Raw genomic sequence first — 14,972 nt, 5'->3', positions numbered from 1 at the left:
TGGAACTTGGGTGTAGATGTAGGCGGGGCGCACCCCGCTCACAACCTCTTATTCGGTCGCAGCCGCTGCCGTTGTCGTGAGCGACCCACCAGCTGCTTCAACAGCTTGCTTGGCGGCAGCCGACGCACCGGTCACTGTGATGTTCGCCTTGGCGGTCAGTTCGCCTTTGGCCAGAACACGCACACCATCCAGCTTGCGGCGGACGAGACCCGAGGCAACCATGCTGTCTTCGGTGATGTCACCGGTCAGCTTGCCTTCGTCGATGAATTTCTGGATCAGGCCCAGGTTAACGACTGCGAATTTCTTGCGGTTAGGCTTGCTGAAGCCACGCTTTGGCAGACGTTGGTAGAGCGGCATTTGCCCGCCTTCGTAGCCATTGATGGCCACACCCGAACGCGACTTTTGACCTTTGATACCACGCCCTGCGGTTTTGCCTTTGCCCGAACCGGGACCACGGCCTACACGCATACGTTTCTTCGCTGCACCGGGATTGTCCCGGAGTTCATGCAGTTTCATATCGCTTCTCCTTTGCCGGATATCTGCCCCGAAGCGATCCGAGGGCAGCGCACGGCATTTCTTGGTTTGTGCTTATGCGGGCCGAGTCACCCCGACGCCACCGGGGGCTGATACGGGAGGTGGGGGTATGATGCAAGGGTTTGGCCAAAGCGTCGTCCTAAGAAAACCAATGAGACAGTCCGCAAGAGCGACAATAAAGTAGTTGAAAGGTTAAAGTGAGTTTTATGGACGGCACACAGATTAAATGGATGAATTCAGCTTTCTCGTTCTTGGAAGCTGGCGAAACACTGAGGAAAATCGCATGCGATAATTCCTCCGCTGAACAGTTCTCCGGCCCCGTGTTTTTCGTGTTTGGCCACGCGCTGGAGCTAGGACTCAAAGCATTGCTTATCTCGCTAGGGCAGTCCGAGGAGAAGATTGCTAGGTGGGGCCACGACCCCAAAAAGGTGTTGGACGCGATTTTTCAACATCAAGGTGAAAGCGGAATCAAAGAGCAATTGGTTTCCCAGAGCCGTGATCTGCTCAAGCATGAACTCCGCAGTTTCCGCGATCACGACTGGGCTTTGAGACTTAATGAGCCCAAGGGCGACCTACTTAAATTTGCACCCAACCAGTTCGGCTTTGTTACAAATGAACAGATTGGGCAGGCCCTGAACAGGCTTCCACTCTTAGCGACCATAGACTGGTTCTCCAAGATGATGACCACCGAGGGTGGAGCATTCCGATACGTTCAACTCGGCCTCCATCACTATCCAACCATCAGACTCGCAAACAGGGACATCTCAATCGATACTCTTTGGGTCAGCAGTCTCATAAGGGTGATTGCCCGAATGGATAATCTTGGATTTCGTCGGGCACCGAAGCCTTTGATAATTGGTTAGCGTGATGAAGACAGTGCCCGCCCGTGGGGGCGGACGGGCGCTGCCCGGCGGTTCCGCCGGGCGGAGCATCTTCTTCAATGTTGCTTTATAAGCCAAAGCGCGCATCTTTCTTACATGCGAACACCTGCTCTTGCCCTAGCCCTCCTCCCCACCGCGGCCCACCCCTGCACGACCGACGCCATGCTTGTGTTCGACGGCTCTCTCTCCATGGTCGAAAGCGGGGGCGCAGTGACCGACCTGCCGCGCATTGCAGAGGCGCGGATTGCGACGGCGCAGGTTTTGCCAGAGATTGAGACGCTGCGCCGGGTGGGGCTGATCACATACGGGCCGAACTCGACCGATGGCTGCGACGGCATCACGCAGCATTTCCCGCCGATCCCGAACGCCGCTTCGCCCATGCAGGACGCACTGGACGCGCTGGCGCCGGCGGGGCTGACGGCATTGACCGCCTCAGTTATTCAGGCGGCAGAGACGCTGAACTACCGCAGCGCCCCCGGCATCGTTGTCCTTGTCACCGACGGCAATGAGACCTGCGGCGGCACACCCTGTGCCACGTCGCAAAGCCTTGCCGCACAGGCCAACGACCTGACGATCCATGTCATCGGCTTCAAATTTCGTCCCGACTTCTTTGCATGGGACAATCCCGAACAGGAGTACGGGGCCGAGATGGTCGCGCGCTGTCTGGCGGATGAAACCGGTGGGCTGTTTGTGAACACCGAAACCGTCGACGAACTCGCCGACGCGCTCCGCGCCACGCTTGGCTGCCTCCTGATCGGCGGCGCCACACCATTCCGCGATCTGCTCCCCGCCTGACCGTTAGCTGCGCCGCTGGTCGGGGTGGAGAGAACTGGCCAGAATATGGTCTGATCCGTGGATGTCATGTCCGGCGGTTTTGACGACCAGAGGGTCTGGCGCAACGGCGATCTTGGGGTCTTTGCCCGGATAGTCGAGCGTGCTCAGAAAATGACGCATACACTCTAACCGCGCGCGTTTCTTGTCGACTGACTTCACAACCGTCCACGGCGCATCCGCCGTGTCGGTGTAAAAGAACATCGCCTCTTTCGCCTCGGTATAGTCGTCCCATTTGTTCAAAGACGCCTTGTCGATAGGCGACAGCTTCCACCGCTTCAGAGGGTCTGTCTCGCGAGATTTGAACCGTCGCGCCTGCTCGTCCTGCGTGACCGAGAACCAATACTTATAAAGCCGGATACCCGACCGCGTCAGCATCCGCTCAAACTCAGGGGTCTGGCGCATGAATTCGAGGTATTCGTTCGGCTCACAGAACCCCATGACCCTCTCAACGCCCGCGCGGTTGTACCACGACCGGTCATAAAGAACGATCTCACCCGCCGTCGGGAGGTGCTTCACATACCGCTGAAAGAACCACTGACCGCGTTCTTCATCCGTGGGTTTATTCAGCGCCACAACACGGGCAAAGCGCGGGTTCAGATGCTCTGTAAACCGTTTGATCGTTCCACCCTTGCCCGCCGCATCACGGCCTTCGAACAGCAAGACAAACTTCTGTCCCGTCTCAATCGCCCAGAGCTGAACCTTCAGCAACTCAGCCTGCAAATCCGCCTTCTCACGCTCGTAATCGGCGCGCGCGTATTTCGGACGGCCATCAATCAGCGGACGGGCTTTCGGAGCAGCCTTGGACTCTGCCACAGCTCCGTTGGCTTTCAGTTGGGTCTTGGCTGGCGGTGTTTTGACATCTGCTGTGGGCATAGGTTTTCCGTCGATCCTCCGATGCTGTGATCAACGCACAGTCCCCAGATTCCACCCCGCCGCCCATGATCCAGATCAAATTCGGCGCCGTTAGCGCAAAAGATACGGATTTCATTACCCCAATTGACGCTCAGGTAAGGACTTCCAGCCTCGGCACATGACGCCCCCCTCGCTAGCTATGACGATATCGTTTCACCGGGCACCGTATTTGCCCTCCACACATAACCTTCAGGGCGTCCGCGCAAATTTCAGGCGGATGAGTGATTTATGACAGCGTTTCTAGCGTCCCCGGACGCCCTTTGGCTTTGCGCCGCCCTTTCCGCCATGCTCAGCTGCATGGCCTATTTTCCCTACATCAAAGACACTCTTGCAGGCGTGACCCAACCGCAGCGGGCGTCATGGCTGATCTGGGCCGTGCTGTCCTCGATCGCCTTTGCATCGCAAGTGGCCGAAGGCGCTGCGCAATCGCTGTTCTTTGCAGGCATCCAGTGCAGCGCTTCGATCGTGATCTTTCTATTGTCCATTCGCAAAGGCGCCGGACAATTGCTGTCTGGCCGCGACGGTTGTGTGCTGTTGGCGGCAGCCATCGGGCTTGGCCTTTGGTACGCAACCGACAGCGCCACTTACGCCTTGGCCACAACGATCAGCATCAGCCTCTTGGGAGGGACGGTCACGGTCGCCAAAGCCTATCGCGACCCGGATAGCGAAACTCTGTCTTGCTGGGTGCTTGGGTTGGCAGCCTCGGTTCTGGCCGCTGTGTCGGTCGGTGGTTTGAACTGGGTTCTCTTGGCCTATCCGCTCTATCTCGTGACCCTTAAAGGCAGCATCCTGATGGCTTTGTATCTGGGCAACCGGCGTGACGCTGCAATGGTCGTGCCCCCGCTTGCTGCCGTGCGCAGCGGGGCTCAAACGACCATCCGGGTGACCGCGCCGTCACCCGTCGCTCCGGTCAAACCCGGATCTCTTGCGGCCTGACGTCTCTCTCGCCAATTTGAAAACTCACAAGAAAAAGGCCCCGCAGAACACTGCGAGGCCTCTTTTGCTTTTGCACGGGATAAAGGGCTTAGCCCTTCTCCTCAACGATCTCCACGAGGTGTGGGATCTTGCGGATCATGCCGCGCACCGAAGGTGTGTCTTCGAGTTCACGGGTTTTGTGCATTTTGTTCAGGCCCAGACCGATCAGCGTCGCGCGCTGGTCTTGTGGGCGGCGGATCGGCGAGCCGACCTGTTTGACAACAATCGTCTTAGCCATGGGTCTTAGGCCTCCTCAGCGACTTGTGCGGACTCTTGAGGAGCCTCGTCACGCTTGGGCAGGATGTCTGCAACCTTCTTGCCACGACGCTGCGCGACCGAGCGTGGGCTCGATTCTTTCGACAGACCGTCGATGGTTGCGCGGATCATGTTGTATGGGTTCTGAGTGCCGATCGACTTGGACACAACGTCCTTGACGCCCAGCATTTCGAACACGGCACGCATTGGACCACCGGCGATGATCCCGGTGCCTTCTGGCGCGGTGCGCATGATGACCTTACCGGCACCGTGACGACCTTCGATGTCGTGGTGCAGCGTGCGGCCTTCGCGCAGTGGCACGCGGATCATTTGGCGCTTGGCTTGCTCGGTGGCTTTGCGGATGGCCTCAGGGACCTCTTTCGCTTTACCTTTGCCGAACCCGACGCGACCGTTCTGGTCGCCGACAACGACGAGAGCTGCAAAGCCGAAACGCTTACCACCCTTCACCGTCTTCGAGACGCGGTTGATTGCGACCAGGCGGTCTGCAAATTCTGGGGCTTCTTCTTCGCGGCGACGGCCACGACCCCGGTTCTCACGTTCAGCCATTCTGGCCTCCGTCATTTTGTGTTTGCTCAGTCCAAGTGGCGATTGCCCCGGACCATCGAGAGGGCGACGGTGCCGCCCTCTTCAAAGGAAGATGCGTGAAATCACGCACCCTGCCGTTGTTCAGGTTGTCAGGTGCGTGTTTAGACGCACCGCCACCCTTAGAACTTCAGACCACCTTCACGCGCGGCATCAGCCAGCGCAGCGATCTTGCCGTGGAACAGGAAAGCACCCCGGTCGAAGATAACCTCTTCGACACCGGCCTTCTTGGCGCGCTCTGCGATTGCAGCGCCCACCTTGGCGGCGGCTTCCTTGTTGTTCTTGCCCACGAAACCCATGTCTTTTTCCAGGGTCGATGCGGCGGCCAGGGTAACACCCTGCACGTCGTCGATGATCTGGACCGACAGGTTCTTGGACGAACGGTGGACCGACAGACGAGGTTTGTTCGTCTTGTTGATCTTGCGAAGTTTGTTCCGGTTGCGCAGTCGACGCTTGAGGAACAGAGTACGTTTGTTTGCTGCCATCTCTCTCGCGCCTTACTTCTTCTTGCCTTCCTTGCGGAAGATAAACTCGCCTTTGTAGCGGATGCCTTTGCCTTTGTACGGCTCTGGCGCGCGCCACTCACGGATCTTCGCGGCAACCTCGCCCACCTTCTGAGCGTCGGATCCTTCGATCACGATCTCAGTCTGCTTTGGGCAGGTGACGGTGATGTCCGAAGGAACTTCGAAGTTCACATCATGCGAATAGCCCAGCGACAGCTTCAGGGTGTTGCCCTGCATCTGCGCCCGGTAACCCACACCTTGGATCTCCAGCTCTTTCTTGAAGCCCGTCGTCAGACCGGTGACCATGTTCTGCACCATTGTGCGGGACATGCCCCATTGCTGACGCGCGCGCTTGGACTTGCCACGCGGTTCAACGACGACTTTGCCGTCATCAACCGTCAGAGTCACATCGTCGGTTGCGGTAAAGCTCTGGGTCCCTTTCGGGCCCTTCACTTCGATCATCTGGCCGATAACCTTGGCTTCCACGCCGGAAGGCAGATCGACGGGACGTTTCCCAATACGAGACATCTGCAGTCCTCCTTAGAAGACGGTGCAAAGCACTTCGCCACCAACCGAGTTGGAGCGAGCGTTTGCATCGGTCATCACGCCTTTCGAGGTCGACACGATGGCAACGCCAAGGCCCTGACGGACCTGCGGCAGATCGCCAACACCCAGGTACACGCGGCGGCCTGGTTTCGACACTCGTTTCAGCTCTTTGATCACAGGCGCGCCGTCAAAATACTTCAGGCTGATTTCGATGGCCGGGTGGCCATCTTTGCCTGTCGCATCTTCAAAACCGCGAATGTAACCTTCGTCGGCCAGCACTTCGAGCACGCGCTTGCGCGCCTTCGAGGCTGGGGACATCACAGTGGATTTGCCACGCATCTGTGCGTTGCGGATCCGGGTGAGCATATCGCCGATAGGATCGTTCATCTAACGTGCTCCCTTACCAGCTTGACTTGACCATGCCAGGAATCTGACCTGCGGAACCAAGTTCACGCAGCGCGATCCGGCTGATCTTCAGTTTACGATAATACGCGTGCGGACGACCGGTCAGTTGACAACGGTTGTGCAGGCGCGTCGCCGAGGAGTTGCGCGGCAGTTTGGCCAGCTTGAGCTGGGCCTTGAAGCGCTCTTCCATCGGACGGCTTTCATCACGGGCGATCTCTTTGAGCTCGGCACGTTTAGCGGCGTATTTCTTCACCAGCTTCTCGCGCTTAACCTCGCGGGCGATCATGGATTTTTTGGCCATGTCTTACGATCCTTGCTTGGTGAAGGGCATGTTGAAGTGGGTCAGAAGCGCGCGCGCTTCGTCATCGGACTTCGCAGTAGTAGCGATGATGATGTCCATACCCAGCATGTCGACGACTTTGTCGAAGTCGATCTCAGGGAACACGATGTGTTCCTTGATGCCGAAGGCATAGTTGCCACGACCGTCGAAGCTGGAAGGTTTCACACCACGGAAGTCGCGGATGCGTGGCATCGCGATAGTGATCAGACGATCCAGGAATTCATACATGCGGTCGCCGCGCAGGGTGACTTTCGTACCCAGCGGCATGTCTTCACGAACGCGGAAACCAGCGATCGAGTTCTTGGCTTTGGTGACAACAGCGTGTTGACCCGAGATCAGAGTCAGCGCCTCTTGGGCGTGCTTGACCTTCTTGGTGTCTTTCACGGCATCGCCGATACCCATGTTCAGGACGATCTTGTCCAGACGCGGGATCTGCATGTCGTTCTTGTAGCCAAATTCCTCTTTCATCTTTGCGCGGATGGTGTCCGTGTAAAGCGTCTTGAGGCGTGGGGTGTAGTCGGTTGCGTCGAGCATTAGATCACGTCCCCTGTTGTCTTGGCGAAGCGGACCTTTTTGCCGTCTTCCATGCGGAAGCCAACGCGGGATGCTTTGCCGTTTGCGTCAACGATCGCGAGGTTCGACAGGTCGATTGGCATTGCCTTTGGCAGGCGGCCACCTTGCGATGCTTGGCTTTGGCGGGTGTGGCGGATGGCCATGTTCAGACCTTCGACAACGGCTTTGCCCGCTTTGGGGTCAACAGAAGCGATCTCGCCTGTTTTGCCTTTGTCTTTGCCGGCCAGAACGATGACATTGTCACCTTTGCGGAGTTTAGCAGCCATTACAGCACCTCCGGAGCCAGCGAAACGATCTTCATCATGCCTTTCGAACGCAGTTCGCGCACGACGGGCCCAAAGATACGTGTGCCGATCGGCTCACCGTTGTTGTTCAGGATAACCGCAGCGTTGCGGTCAAAACGGATGGCGGTGCCATCCTCACGGCGGACTTCCTTGGCAGTGCGCACGACGACGGCCTTACGGACGTCACCTTTTTTCACACGGCCGCGCGGGATCGCTTCTTTGACGGACACGACGATAACGTCGCCGACCGAAGCGTATTTGCGCTTGGAGCCACCCAGAACCTTGATGCATTGGACACGGCGTGCGCCGCTGTTGTCCGCAACATCCAGATTTGTCTGCATCTGGATCATAGTTTCTCTCCGACCTTAGGGACCGCTTCAGACATTGATCCCTGGGTTTCGTATGGACGCACGGGACAAAGGAATACCCTCCGACTCGCGCGGATGGGGCGTATTAGAAGGGGTGAGGCCTTAGGGCAAGGGAAAACTTGCGGTCACAACAACTCACCACAGCACTCGACCGGCACCGCCGGTCGGCGCCCGACCCTCCCCCCGAGAGGGCGCATTGCAACGGCTCAAGCATAAGAAACGTCGACGACCTTGCTAAGCGGTACATCGCACACCCCATTCAGCGCCCACCCAGGGTCGGGCGCCGACCTCACCACAAAGGAAGGGTGCGTGTTTACACTCACCGCCACCCCAAAACGCGTCAAAGAAAAACCCCGGGCCAATGACCCGGGGTTTTCCTATTCCAGTCTCGGGGTAAGGCTTACGCCTCTGCGCCCTTGTAGACTTCCCAACGCTTCGTTTTCGAGCGTGGTGGGCATTCGATGATGCGCACGCTGTCGCCGATTTTGAACTCGTTGTTCTCGTCGTGTGCACGGTAGGTCTTGGACTTACGAACGGTCTTTTGCAGCAGCGGGTGCTTGAAGCGACGCTCAACAGAAACCGAGATGGTTTGGTCGTTCTTGTCGCCAGTGACGGTGCCGGTCAGGATACGCTTAGGCATTATTCAGCACCTCCGGCTGCTTTTTCGTTCAGGATGGTCTTAACGCGCGCGGCTTCGCGGCGGACCTGCTTCATACGTGCGGTGTTTTCCAGCGCGCCGGTGGCTTGCTGAAAGCGCAGGTTGAAGGATTCTTTCTTGAGGTTCACCAGCTCTTCACGAAGCTGATCGGGCGTCTTGTCCCGCAGTTCTGTGGCGCTCATTGCGCGTCTCCTTTGTTGCTCTCACCGGGCAGCGCCGCCTGATTGGGTGCGGGTAACTGCGAATCCCGATGGGGATGGAAGTCCGCCGTTTAGCGGGAAGCTCTATTTTTCGCAACCCGCCTAAAAATGCGCAAGGAGGTCAACGAAGCCATCAAGCAACAAAGCGCGAGTTACTTCCGCCCCAACTTTCCCGTTTCTAATGTCGCAACAATTTCTCAACTTTTCAACGCTTGTTTCCTAAATCTTCACAAGGTCCTTATCTACCACTTCTGAACGTGCTTCTTCGGCTCGATCTTGCCGTAGGCATAGGGCGAACACTTGCCTGTCTTGAACGCGCCGTGATGCGCATAATCGACATTCAGCGTGATCACCGGCTTGTGGAAATGACACTTGGGCGCCGGTTTGTGATGCTTCTTGGGGGCATGCTTCACGACCTTCTTGGGCGCGTGATGCGCATGCGCGTCATGGGTCAGGTGCGATTTCGACGCCCAGCACACCGCGTGATGCGCGCGCACCTGCGCCCAACCGGCGTGGTGATCGATAAGCTTTACCGCTTGCTTGGGCTGGAGAACCTTGACGACGTGGTGTGCCGTGCTTGGCCCAACCCGACAGTTCAGATGCACGCCGCCTTTGACAAACAACTCCGTCGCAGCAGCGGGTGCCACGCCAAGCGCCAGCGCAATTGCGGCACCGGAAAGGGCTTTCTTAAACATCTGATCAATTCCTTCAGCAAACAACGGGGCGATTCCACCGGCGCGAGTTTACCAAGCCCGCGCGAATCCATTGCCAGCCCTGTGGAAAACTCAGCGGTTCCAAGGTGGAAACAGCTAGCCATGCGTATTTGCATGAATGCCCTGCTGATTTAGGCAATTCATCAATGCAACCGCATGGGTCAAACCGCTTACAGACTTGGCCAGGTCTTTTGCAACCTCCGGACCCTCCCGCCGGATATTTGAAAGGACCTCTTATGTACGTTTTCGACGATCCTAACTCCCGCGCCTTTGGTCGGACGACCGGCGCTTTGTACCTGACCATTGCCGTGGCAGGCGGCTTTGCCATTGCCTATGTGCCGTCCGTTTTGCACGTCGCCGGCGATGCAGCCGCGACATGGTCGAACATCTTGGCGAACCGCGCACTGTTCATGACCGGCATCCTAGGCGATGTGATCATGATGGTGGCCGAGCTGTTCGTGACGGCCATGCTCTACGCCATGTTCCGCACGACCAACCCAACGCTGTCGCTGATCGCGGCCCTGTCCCGGCTTATGATGGTGGCGGTTATGGCGGCGATGTTGCTGTTCCATGCTGGCGGCCTCCATCTGGCCCAAGGCGTGCCGGACATTCCCCCTGATCTGGCCGATGCCATGGCGGGCGTGTTTCTTTATATGCACGACGCGGGCGTCTGGGTCTGGCAGATCTTCTTCTCGGTTCATCTGCTTGTGTTGGGCGGCCTGATCATCCGGTCCGAGCGCGCGCCTCTGATCCTCGGCATCGGCCTGACCGTTGGCGGGATGGGATACTTGCTTGATAGCATCTACGCGTTTGCGTTCCCGATGTGGGATGGGTTGGCCATGGCCCGGGCCGCATTGCTGGTCGTAGTGACGATGTCCGAAATTGGCTTTGCGCTTTGGCTTCTGATCGTCGGTGCCAGAGAGGTTGAGCATCCCTCACCAGCACTCCGCCACCCTCAGCTTGGTTAAAGGACGATGCTGCCCATGCGATATGCACAGGATGTGTATCACATGTGCATGGGCGTGTGCCCCCCAGCGCAGACCCGCTGTGCGCCAGCGTAAACGCCGCGCACTTTCCATGCCCCCCACGCCCATGTATCCGGGGGGCATGACTATTACGAACCTCTTTGTCACCCCGATCTATCACGCCCAGCTTGGCCAATTTGGCCCCAGGATCGACGCAGAGGACCTGCGCGACAGCTGCATCGCCATCGCCGAAGATGACGAAGCCGGGCAAGAGTGGTGCGAGGACAATGGCTACCCCGGATACACCTCCTATGCCTCCCTGACGGACTTGCCGTGGCGCTTTCCGATCTTTGCGGACGTGGTCGCTGCGTTGGATTTACACGTGGCGGCATTTGCCAAAGACGTGGCCTTTGATCTGGGTGAGAAACCTCTGAAATTAGAGGATATCTGGATCAATATCCTGCCAGAGGGCGGCATCCATACCTCTCACATTCACCCGCATTCGGTGATTTCCGGCACCACCTATGTGCAAATGCCGGAAGGCACGAGCGCGCTCAAACTCGAAGACCCGCGCCACCAAATGATGATGGCCGCCCCACCCCGCCTCAAAGACGCGCGTCAGGATTTGCAGCCGTTTGTTTATCAAAAACCACAGGTCGGGGACGTGCTTCTTTGGGAAAGCTGGCTACGTCACGAAGTGCCCATGAACATGAGCGAGGATGACCGCATCTCGGTCAGCTTCAACTACCGCTGGGGCGACTGACGCCCCGTTAAGGAGATCGCAATGAAAACTGCACAGGATTACCTCGACGAGGCCAATGCCGTCGTTCCGCGCATGTCGACCGAAGACGCCATCGCGCTGCATGCGGCTGGCACCCACACGTTTCTGGACGTCCGCGACAGTGGTGATGTGGCTGCGTCAGGAACCGTGGCCGGGGCGGTTCGGGTGCCGCGTGGCCTGATCGAATTCAAAGCAGATGAAAGCCACCCGATGCACCACGAGGCGCTGACCCGTGACACCCCCATCGCCGTGCTCTGCGCGCTTGGCGGACAAGCGGCACTGGTTGGCAAGACCCTCAAGGACATGGGCTATTCCAACGTTACCAATGTCGGCGGCTTTGGCGCGTGGAAAGAGGCTGGCGGCCCGGTCGAAGAAGGCTGATCATGTCCCTCGCGCAGCTTCCACTTGAAGAGCTAACCGTTGAAAACGGCACGCGTCCCAAGGCGCCGCCGCTGCCCGGTGCGACCAATGCGCACCGGCAAAAGGGCAGGCATTTGGCAGCCATCCATCGTGGCTACTTGTCTGATCTTGCGCGGATTGCAGCCGTGCTGGAACGGATCGAGGCTGGCGACAGCCCGCCCGAGCACCTCAAGCAGATCATTCTGTCCCTCGACATGGCGCAGAACCTGCGGGCCTTTGGGTCGCTCTGCGGTCAGGGATGCCAGATGCTGGTGATGCACCACAACATCGAACAGGCGCATATGTTTCCCGCGCTGGAGCGCGCCGGGGTGGACGGCATCACAGCAGTCGTGGCGCGTTTGCGAGAAGAGCATGAGGTCGTCCACGAGCTGCTGAAGCGGCTGGAGGCGGCGGCGGATGCTCTTGTTGCGCGCCCCAAGGACGCCGAACTCGCCCAATGCGGCGCGGTCTTTCTGGCTCTGAAAGCGGCGATTGCCAGCCACTTCCATTACGAGGAAACCGAGTTGGAAGAGGCTCTTGGCATGTTCGTTGATGTGATCTGACCCGCCCCGGGCTTGACCCGGGGCCTCGACAAACAAAGCGCCGCACCCTGCTCATCGAGGTCCTGGGTCAAGCCCGGGACGTGAAGCTCTCCGCAGCCCCGGCCTCCGAGCTGGGGCCTCATACCGGTGTTAAGCAAGAGGTCCCGGATCAGGTCCGGGACTGCGTTGCGCGGGAAAGGCAAATAGCCGCGCCATCGACGGGCCGCGGTCCGAGCTAACGAGCGCTGACATTGACCTCGAAATAGCCTGCATCCGCAGGACCATAGGTCGCCACCGTTACGTTCACACGCCCCAGCGCGCCTCCGGATGATCGCAGAGTGACCCCCATTTCGGCGTTGGATCGATCCATGGACACCCCATAGTCATATGTGTCGGTGACACTTAGGCGATTTTCGGAAGCAGCCAAAGCCTTGGCAGCTGCGACTACCTCTGTGTGGCCCTCATGGGCGCCAAAAACCCAACACCCTTTCAAACCTGCTGAAATAACGGCCAAGGGCAATCCTGGAAGGCCATGCAAGTTTGGATCAGGGGCACCGTATCGCAATGACCAAGCCTCCAGCAAGACTGGATCAGGGGCCCCTTGCGCCCTTTCAGGGGTTCCGTTGGCCTTGGCGTAAGGCGCGCATATGTCTATCGCAGCCTCGATTTGGTCTTTTAACGGCATTGCAGCGGCATGACTTGCACCGAACAATCCGCAAATTACACACGTAATGCTGGGCAAAGCTTTCAGGTCCACCATGTCCTGTCTCCGTCCTTAAAACACACCCTGTTCACATACAAAAAACCCCCGCTGTTTCCAACGGGGGTTCTTTATTCTCAACCGTGTGGGGCCCGGACAGTTTTCTGCGAAAACTGCCTACACCCCACCGCGTGAAGACTTACCAGTCTTCCCGCACCACAACGCGTGATTTGATCGGCAACTTCATCGCGGCAAGGCGCAGGGCCTCGCGAGCTACCGTGTCGTTCACGCCGTCGATCTCGAACATCACGCGGCCTGGCTTGACCTTGGCGGTCCAGCGGTCGACCGAGCCCTTACCTTTACCCATACGAACTTCGATGGGCTTTGCCGTGACTGGCAGGTCAGGGAAGATGCGGATCCAGACGCGGCCTTGACGCTTCATGTGGCGCGTCATGGCCCGACGGGCAGCTTCGATTTGGCGGGCGGTGATCCGCTCGGGTTCCAGAGCCTTCAGACCGTAGGAGCCGAAGTTCAGGGTGGAGCCACCCTTGGCTTCGCCGTGGATACGGCCTTTGTGCATCTTGCGGAATTTTGTGCGCTTTGGCTGTAGCATGTTTCTCTACTCCTTAGCGATCACGACGGCCGCCGGCACCACGGGGTGCTGGACCATCCTGCATCTCTTGCGCTTTGCGGTCACGGGCCGACGGATCGTGCTCCATGATGTCGCCTTTATAGATCCACACCTTGATGCCGATGATCCCGTATGGGGTCATACCTTCGGCATGGGCGTAGTCGATGTCGGCGCGCAGGGTGTGCAAAGGCACACGACCTTCACGGTACCATTCGGTCCGCGCAATTTCGGCACCGCCCAGACGACCCGCGACGTTCACCCGAATACCCAGGGCGCCCATGCGCATTGCGTTCTGAACCGAGCGCTTCATCGCACGGCGGAAGGACACACGACGTTCCAGCTGCTGAGCAATGCTCTCTGCGACCAGAGCCGCGTCCAGTTCCGGCTTGCGGACCTCGACGATGTTCAGGTGCAGTTCGCTGTCGGTCATGTTCGCGACCTTCTTGCGAAGGGTCTCGATGTCAGCGCCTTTTTTGCCGATGATCACACCCGGACGTGCCGTGTGGATCGTCACGCGGCACTTGCGGTGCGGACGTTCGATGATGACGCGAGCGATACCCGCTTGCTTGCATTCGGTGTGAATGAATTCGCGGATTTTCAGGTCTTCCAGCAGCAGATCACCATAGTCTTTGGTGTCGGCGTACCAGCGGCTGTCCCAGGTCCGGTTGACCTGAAGACGCATCCCGATTGGGTTTACCTTATGTCCCATTAGGCTTGCTCCTCAATCTGGCGCACCTTGATGGTGAGTTCCGAGAACGGCTTGATGATCTTGCCAAACCGGCCACGCGCCCGTGGGCGACCGCGCTTCATGGTCAGGTTCTTGCCAACATAGGCCTCTGCAACGATCAGCTCGTCGACGTCGAGGTTATGGTTGTTCTCGGCGTTTGCGATGGCGGACTGAAGGCATTTCTTAACGTCTTCAGCGATCCGTTTCTTCGAGAAAGTCAGGTCCGTCAGGGCCTTGTCGACTTTCTTGCCACGGATCATGGCAGCCACCAGGTTCAGTTTCTGCGGCGAGGTGCGGAGCATACGCGTCTTGGCCATCGCCTCATTGTCGGCTACGCGACGTGGGTTCTTTGCTTTAGCCATTACCGTTTCTTCGCCTTCTTATCAGCGGCGTGACCGTAATAGGTGCGCGTTGGAGAGTATTCGCCGAACTTCTGGCCAATCATCTCTTCCGATACGTTCACCGGCACGTGCTTTTTGCCGTTGTAGACGCCAAAGGTGAGGCCCACGAATTGTGGCAGAATGGTCGAGCGACGCGACCAGATCTTGATAACCTCGTTCTTGCCCGACTCGCGGACTTTCTCGGCCTTCTTGAGGACATAGGAGTCCACAAAAGGCCCTTTCCATACGGAACGTGCCATGGA

The 14,972-nt window shown here is 58.3% G+C and carries 26 protein-coding genes; 7 read left to right on the top strand and 19 right to left on the bottom strand.

Annotated elements, in window-relative coordinates:
* Positions 1-48: 48 nt before the first annotated feature.
* Positions 49-516 (bottom strand): 50S ribosomal protein L15, encoded by a 468-nt coding sequence (gene rplO / locus FE702_RS13770; protein WP_147126909.1) that lies wholly within the window; start codon positions 514-516, stop codon positions 49-51.
* Positions 517-740: 224 nt separating this feature from the next.
* Between rplO and FE702_RS13765 the strand changes: the two genes are divergently transcribed.
* Together FE702_RS13765 and FE702_RS13760 are read left to right on the top strand one after the other, a co-directional pair.
* Positions 741-1,397, top strand: a complete 657-nt coding sequence (locus tag FE702_RS13765; protein WP_147126908.1) for a HEPN domain-containing protein — start codon at positions 741-743, stop codon at positions 1,395-1,397.
* A gap of 180 nt (positions 1,398-1,577) precedes the next feature.
* Positions 1,578-2,210 (top strand): vWA domain-containing protein, encoded by a 633-nt coding sequence (locus tag FE702_RS13760; protein ID WP_255449690.1) that lies wholly within the window; start codon positions 1,578-1,580, stop codon positions 2,208-2,210.
* A 3-nt stretch (positions 2,211-2,213) separates the two neighbouring features.
* On the opposite strand, the gene ppk2 is transcribed toward FE702_RS13760, so the two are convergent.
* Positions 2,214-3,122 (bottom strand): polyphosphate kinase 2, encoded by a 909-nt coding sequence (ppk2, locus tag FE702_RS13755; RefSeq protein ID WP_147126906.1) that lies wholly within the window; start codon positions 3,120-3,122, stop codon positions 2,214-2,216.
* A gap of 267 nt (positions 3,123-3,389) precedes the next feature.
* On the opposite strand from ppk2, the gene FE702_RS13750 reads away from it, so the two are divergent.
* Positions 3,390-4,097, top strand: coding sequence for a hypothetical protein (locus tag FE702_RS13750; protein WP_147126905.1), 708 nt, complete (start codon positions 3,390-3,392; stop codon positions 4,095-4,097).
* An 88-nt stretch (positions 4,098-4,185) separates the two neighbouring features.
* On the opposite strand, the gene rpmD is transcribed toward FE702_RS13750, so the two are convergent.
* The 12 genes from rpmD to FE702_RS13690 all read right to left on the bottom strand — a co-directional run bounded on the left by rpmD (position 4,186) and on the right by FE702_RS13690 (position 9,566).
* Complete coding sequence (gene rpmD, locus FE702_RS13745; RefSeq protein ID WP_147126904.1) at positions 4,186-4,374, bottom strand: 50S ribosomal protein L30; 189 nt, start codon at positions 4,372-4,374, stop codon at positions 4,186-4,188.
* Positions 4,375-4,379: 5 nt separating this feature from the next.
* Positions 4,380-4,958, bottom strand: coding sequence for a 30S ribosomal protein S5 (gene rpsE, locus FE702_RS13740; RefSeq protein ID WP_147126903.1), 579 nt, complete (start codon positions 4,956-4,958; stop codon positions 4,380-4,382).
* A gap of 158 nt (positions 4,959-5,116) precedes the next feature.
* A complete protein-coding gene (rplR, locus tag FE702_RS13735; RefSeq protein WP_147126902.1) occupies positions 5,117-5,479 on the bottom strand; it encodes a 50S ribosomal protein L18 in 363 nt (120 codons plus the stop codon).
* Between the two features lie 12 nt (positions 5,480-5,491).
* Positions 5,492-6,025 (bottom strand): 50S ribosomal protein L6, encoded by a 534-nt coding sequence (gene rplF / locus FE702_RS13730; protein WP_147126901.1) that lies wholly within the window; start codon positions 6,023-6,025, stop codon positions 5,492-5,494.
* A 12-nt stretch (positions 6,026-6,037) separates the two neighbouring features.
* The gene (rpsH, locus tag FE702_RS13725; protein ID WP_147126900.1) at positions 6,038-6,430 is read right to left on the bottom strand and encodes a 30S ribosomal protein S8; all 393 of its coding nucleotides are present in this window, start codon (positions 6,428-6,430) and stop codon (positions 6,038-6,040) included.
* Between the two features lie 13 nt (positions 6,431-6,443).
* On the bottom strand, positions 6,444-6,749 hold the full coding sequence (gene rpsN / locus FE702_RS13720) for a 30S ribosomal protein S14 (RefSeq protein ID WP_147126899.1): 306 nt from the start codon (positions 6,747-6,749) through the stop codon (positions 6,444-6,446).
* Positions 6,750-6,752: 3 nt separating this feature from the next.
* Positions 6,753-7,322: a 50S ribosomal protein L5 gene (gene rplE / locus FE702_RS13715; RefSeq protein WP_147126898.1), complete on the bottom strand. Its 570-nt coding sequence runs from the start codon at positions 7,320-7,322 to the stop codon at positions 6,753-6,755.
* A complete protein-coding gene (gene rplX / locus FE702_RS13710) occupies positions 7,322-7,627 on the bottom strand; it encodes a 50S ribosomal protein L24 (protein ID WP_147126897.1) in 306 nt (101 codons plus the stop codon). Before rplX ends, rplE begins: the two co-directional genes overlap by 1 nt.
* Positions 7,627-7,995, bottom strand: a complete 369-nt coding sequence (gene rplN / locus FE702_RS13705) for a 50S ribosomal protein L14 (RefSeq protein WP_147126896.1) — start codon at positions 7,993-7,995, stop codon at positions 7,627-7,629. The genes rplX and rplN overlap by 1 nt, the downstream gene beginning before the upstream one ends.
* A gap of 418 nt (positions 7,996-8,413) precedes the next feature.
* A complete protein-coding gene (rpsQ, locus tag FE702_RS13700; RefSeq protein WP_147126895.1) occupies positions 8,414-8,653 on the bottom strand; it encodes a 30S ribosomal protein S17 in 240 nt (79 codons plus the stop codon).
* Entirely contained in the window at positions 8,653-8,853 is a 201-nt protein-coding gene (gene rpmC / locus FE702_RS13695; RefSeq protein ID WP_147126894.1) for a 50S ribosomal protein L29, read from the bottom strand. The genes rpsQ and rpmC overlap by 1 nt, the downstream gene beginning before the upstream one ends.
* A 260-nt stretch (positions 8,854-9,113) precedes the next feature.
* A complete protein-coding gene (locus FE702_RS13690) occupies positions 9,114-9,566 on the bottom strand; it encodes an SH3 domain-containing protein (protein ID WP_147126893.1) in 453 nt (150 codons plus the stop codon).
* 254 nt (positions 9,567-9,820) lie between these two features.
* Here FE702_RS13690 and FE702_RS13685 point away from each other — a divergent pair, with 254 nt between their 5' ends.
* The 4 genes from FE702_RS13685 (at position 9,821) to FE702_RS13670 (ending at position 12,292) form a co-directional block, all read left to right on the top strand.
* Entirely contained in the window at positions 9,821-10,552 is a 732-nt protein-coding gene (locus FE702_RS13685; protein ID WP_147126892.1) for a DUF4386 domain-containing protein, read from the top strand.
* A gap of 139 nt (positions 10,553-10,691) precedes the next feature.
* Positions 10,692-11,312 carry a TIGR02466 family protein gene (locus tag FE702_RS13680; RefSeq protein ID WP_147126891.1) on the top strand — a complete coding sequence of 207 codons (621 nt, stop codon included), beginning with the start codon at positions 10,692-10,694 and terminating at the stop codon, positions 11,310-11,312.
* 21 nt (positions 11,313-11,333) lie between these two features.
* Positions 11,334-11,711, top strand: coding sequence for a rhodanese-like domain-containing protein (locus FE702_RS13675; protein WP_147126890.1), 378 nt, complete (start codon positions 11,334-11,336; stop codon positions 11,709-11,711).
* A 2-nt stretch (positions 11,712-11,713) separates the two neighbouring features.
* Positions 11,714-12,292 carry a hemerythrin domain-containing protein gene (locus FE702_RS13670; RefSeq protein WP_147126889.1) on the top strand — a complete coding sequence of 193 codons (579 nt, stop codon included), beginning with the start codon at positions 11,714-11,716 and terminating at the stop codon, positions 12,290-12,292.
* A 214-nt stretch (positions 12,293-12,506) separates the two neighbouring features.
* Here FE702_RS13670 and FE702_RS18795 read toward each other — a convergent pair whose 3' ends face one another.
* The 5 genes from FE702_RS18795 to rpsS all read right to left on the bottom strand — a co-directional run bounded on the left by FE702_RS18795 (position 12,507) and on the right by rpsS (position 14,969).
* Positions 12,507-12,785, bottom strand: coding sequence for a hypothetical protein (locus FE702_RS18795; RefSeq protein WP_147126888.1), 279 nt, complete (start codon positions 12,783-12,785; stop codon positions 12,507-12,509).
* 385 nt (positions 12,786-13,170) lie between these two features.
* Positions 13,171-13,584, bottom strand: a complete 414-nt coding sequence (rplP, locus tag FE702_RS13660; RefSeq protein WP_147126887.1) for a 50S ribosomal protein L16 — start codon at positions 13,582-13,584, stop codon at positions 13,171-13,173.
* Positions 13,585-13,597: 13 nt separating this feature from the next.
* Positions 13,598-14,311 (bottom strand): 30S ribosomal protein S3, encoded by a 714-nt coding sequence (rpsC, locus tag FE702_RS13655; RefSeq protein ID WP_147126886.1) that lies wholly within the window; start codon positions 14,309-14,311, stop codon positions 13,598-13,600.
* Positions 14,311-14,691 carry a 50S ribosomal protein L22 gene (gene rplV, locus FE702_RS13650; RefSeq protein WP_147126885.1) on the bottom strand — a complete coding sequence of 127 codons (381 nt, stop codon included), beginning with the start codon at positions 14,689-14,691 and terminating at the stop codon, positions 14,311-14,313. The genes rpsC and rplV overlap by 1 nt, the downstream gene beginning before the upstream one ends.
* A complete protein-coding gene (gene rpsS, locus FE702_RS13645) occupies positions 14,691-14,969 on the bottom strand; it encodes a 30S ribosomal protein S19 (RefSeq protein ID WP_147126884.1) in 279 nt (92 codons plus the stop codon). The genes rplV and rpsS overlap by 1 nt, the downstream gene beginning before the upstream one ends.
* Positions 14,970-14,972 lie beyond the last annotated feature (3 nt).

This window comes from Shimia ponticola, from assembly GCF_007995215.1.
In the GTDB taxonomy this organism is placed as follows: Bacteria; Pseudomonadota; Alphaproteobacteria; order Rhodobacterales; family Rhodobacteraceae; genus Shimia_B; species Shimia_B ponticola.
This window is presented reverse-complemented; position numbering and strand designations above follow the sequence as displayed.

Bases quoted from the DNA above. Each gene is read 5' to 3' on its own strand.
- FE702_RS13690 (WP_147126893.1), bottom strand. From the start codon at position 9,566: ATGTTTAAGAAAGCCCTTTCCGGTGCCGCAATTGCGCTGGCGCTTGGC.
- FE702_RS13765 (WP_147126908.1), top strand. From the start codon at position 741: ATGGACGGCACACAGATTAAATGGATGAATTCAGCTTTCTCGTTCTTG.
- ppk2 (WP_147126906.1), bottom strand. From the start codon at position 3,122: ATGCCCACAGCAGATGTCAAAACACCGCCAGCCAAGACCCAACTGAAA.
- FE702_RS13760 (WP_255449690.1), top strand. From the start codon at position 1,578: ATGCTTGTGTTCGACGGCTCTCTCTCCATGGTCGAAAGCGGGGGCGCA.
- rpsQ (WP_147126895.1), bottom strand. From the start codon at position 8,653: ATGCCTAAGCGTATCCTGACCGGCACCGTCACTGGCGACAAGAACGAC.
- rpsE (WP_147126903.1), bottom strand. From the start codon at position 4,958: ATGGCTGAACGTGAGAACCGGGGTCGTGGCCGTCGCCGCGAAGAAGAA.
- rpmC (WP_147126894.1), bottom strand. From the start codon at position 8,853: ATGAGCGCCACAGAACTGCGGGACAAGACGCCCGATCAGCTTCGTGAA.
- rplP (WP_147126887.1), bottom strand. From the start codon at position 13,584: ATGCTACAGCCAAAGCGCACAAAATTCCGCAAGATGCACAAAGGCCGT.
- rplR (WP_147126902.1), bottom strand. From the start codon at position 5,479: ATGGCAGCAAACAAACGTACTCTGTTCCTCAAGCGTCGACTGCGCAAC.
- FE702_RS13670 (WP_147126889.1), top strand. From the start codon at position 11,714: ATGTCCCTCGCGCAGCTTCCACTTGAAGAGCTAACCGTTGAAAACGGC.
- rpsH (WP_147126900.1), bottom strand. From the start codon at position 6,430: ATGAACGATCCTATCGGCGATATGCTCACCCGGATCCGCAACGCACAG.
- rpsS (WP_147126884.1), bottom strand. From the start codon at position 14,969: ATGGCACGTTCCGTATGGAAAGGGCCTTTTGTGGACTCCTATGTCCTC.
- FE702_RS13750 (WP_147126905.1), top strand. From the start codon at position 3,390: ATGACAGCGTTTCTAGCGTCCCCGGACGCCCTTTGGCTTTGCGCCGCC.
- FE702_RS13685 (WP_147126892.1), top strand. From the start codon at position 9,821: ATGTACGTTTTCGACGATCCTAACTCCCGCGCCTTTGGTCGGACGACC.
- rplV (WP_147126885.1), bottom strand. From the start codon at position 14,691: ATGGCTAAAGCAAAGAACCCACGTCGCGTAGCCGACAATGAGGCGATG.
- FE702_RS13675 (WP_147126890.1), top strand. From the start codon at position 11,334: ATGAAAACTGCACAGGATTACCTCGACGAGGCCAATGCCGTCGTTCCG.
- rplX (WP_147126897.1), bottom strand. From the start codon at position 7,627: ATGGCTGCTAAACTCCGCAAAGGTGACAATGTCATCGTTCTGGCCGGC.
- rpsC (WP_147126886.1), bottom strand. From the start codon at position 14,311: ATGGGACATAAGGTAAACCCAATCGGGATGCGTCTTCAGGTCAACCGG.
- FE702_RS13680 (WP_147126891.1), top strand. From the start codon at position 10,692: ATGACTATTACGAACCTCTTTGTCACCCCGATCTATCACGCCCAGCTT.
- rplO (WP_147126909.1), bottom strand. From the start codon at position 516: ATGAAACTGCATGAACTCCGGGACAATCCCGGTGCAGCGAAGAAACGT.
- rpsN (WP_147126899.1), bottom strand. From the start codon at position 6,749: ATGGCCAAAAAATCCATGATCGCCCGCGAGGTTAAGCGCGAGAAGCTG.
- rplE (WP_147126898.1), bottom strand. From the start codon at position 7,322: ATGCTCGACGCAACCGACTACACCCCACGCCTCAAGACGCTTTACACG.
- rpmD (WP_147126904.1), bottom strand. From the start codon at position 4,374: ATGGCTAAGACGATTGTTGTCAAACAGGTCGGCTCGCCGATCCGCCGC.
- rplF (WP_147126901.1), bottom strand. From the start codon at position 6,025: ATGTCTCGTATTGGGAAACGTCCCGTCGATCTGCCTTCCGGCGTGGAA.
- rplN (WP_147126896.1), bottom strand. From the start codon at position 7,995: ATGATCCAGATGCAGACAAATCTGGATGTTGCGGACAACAGCGGCGCA.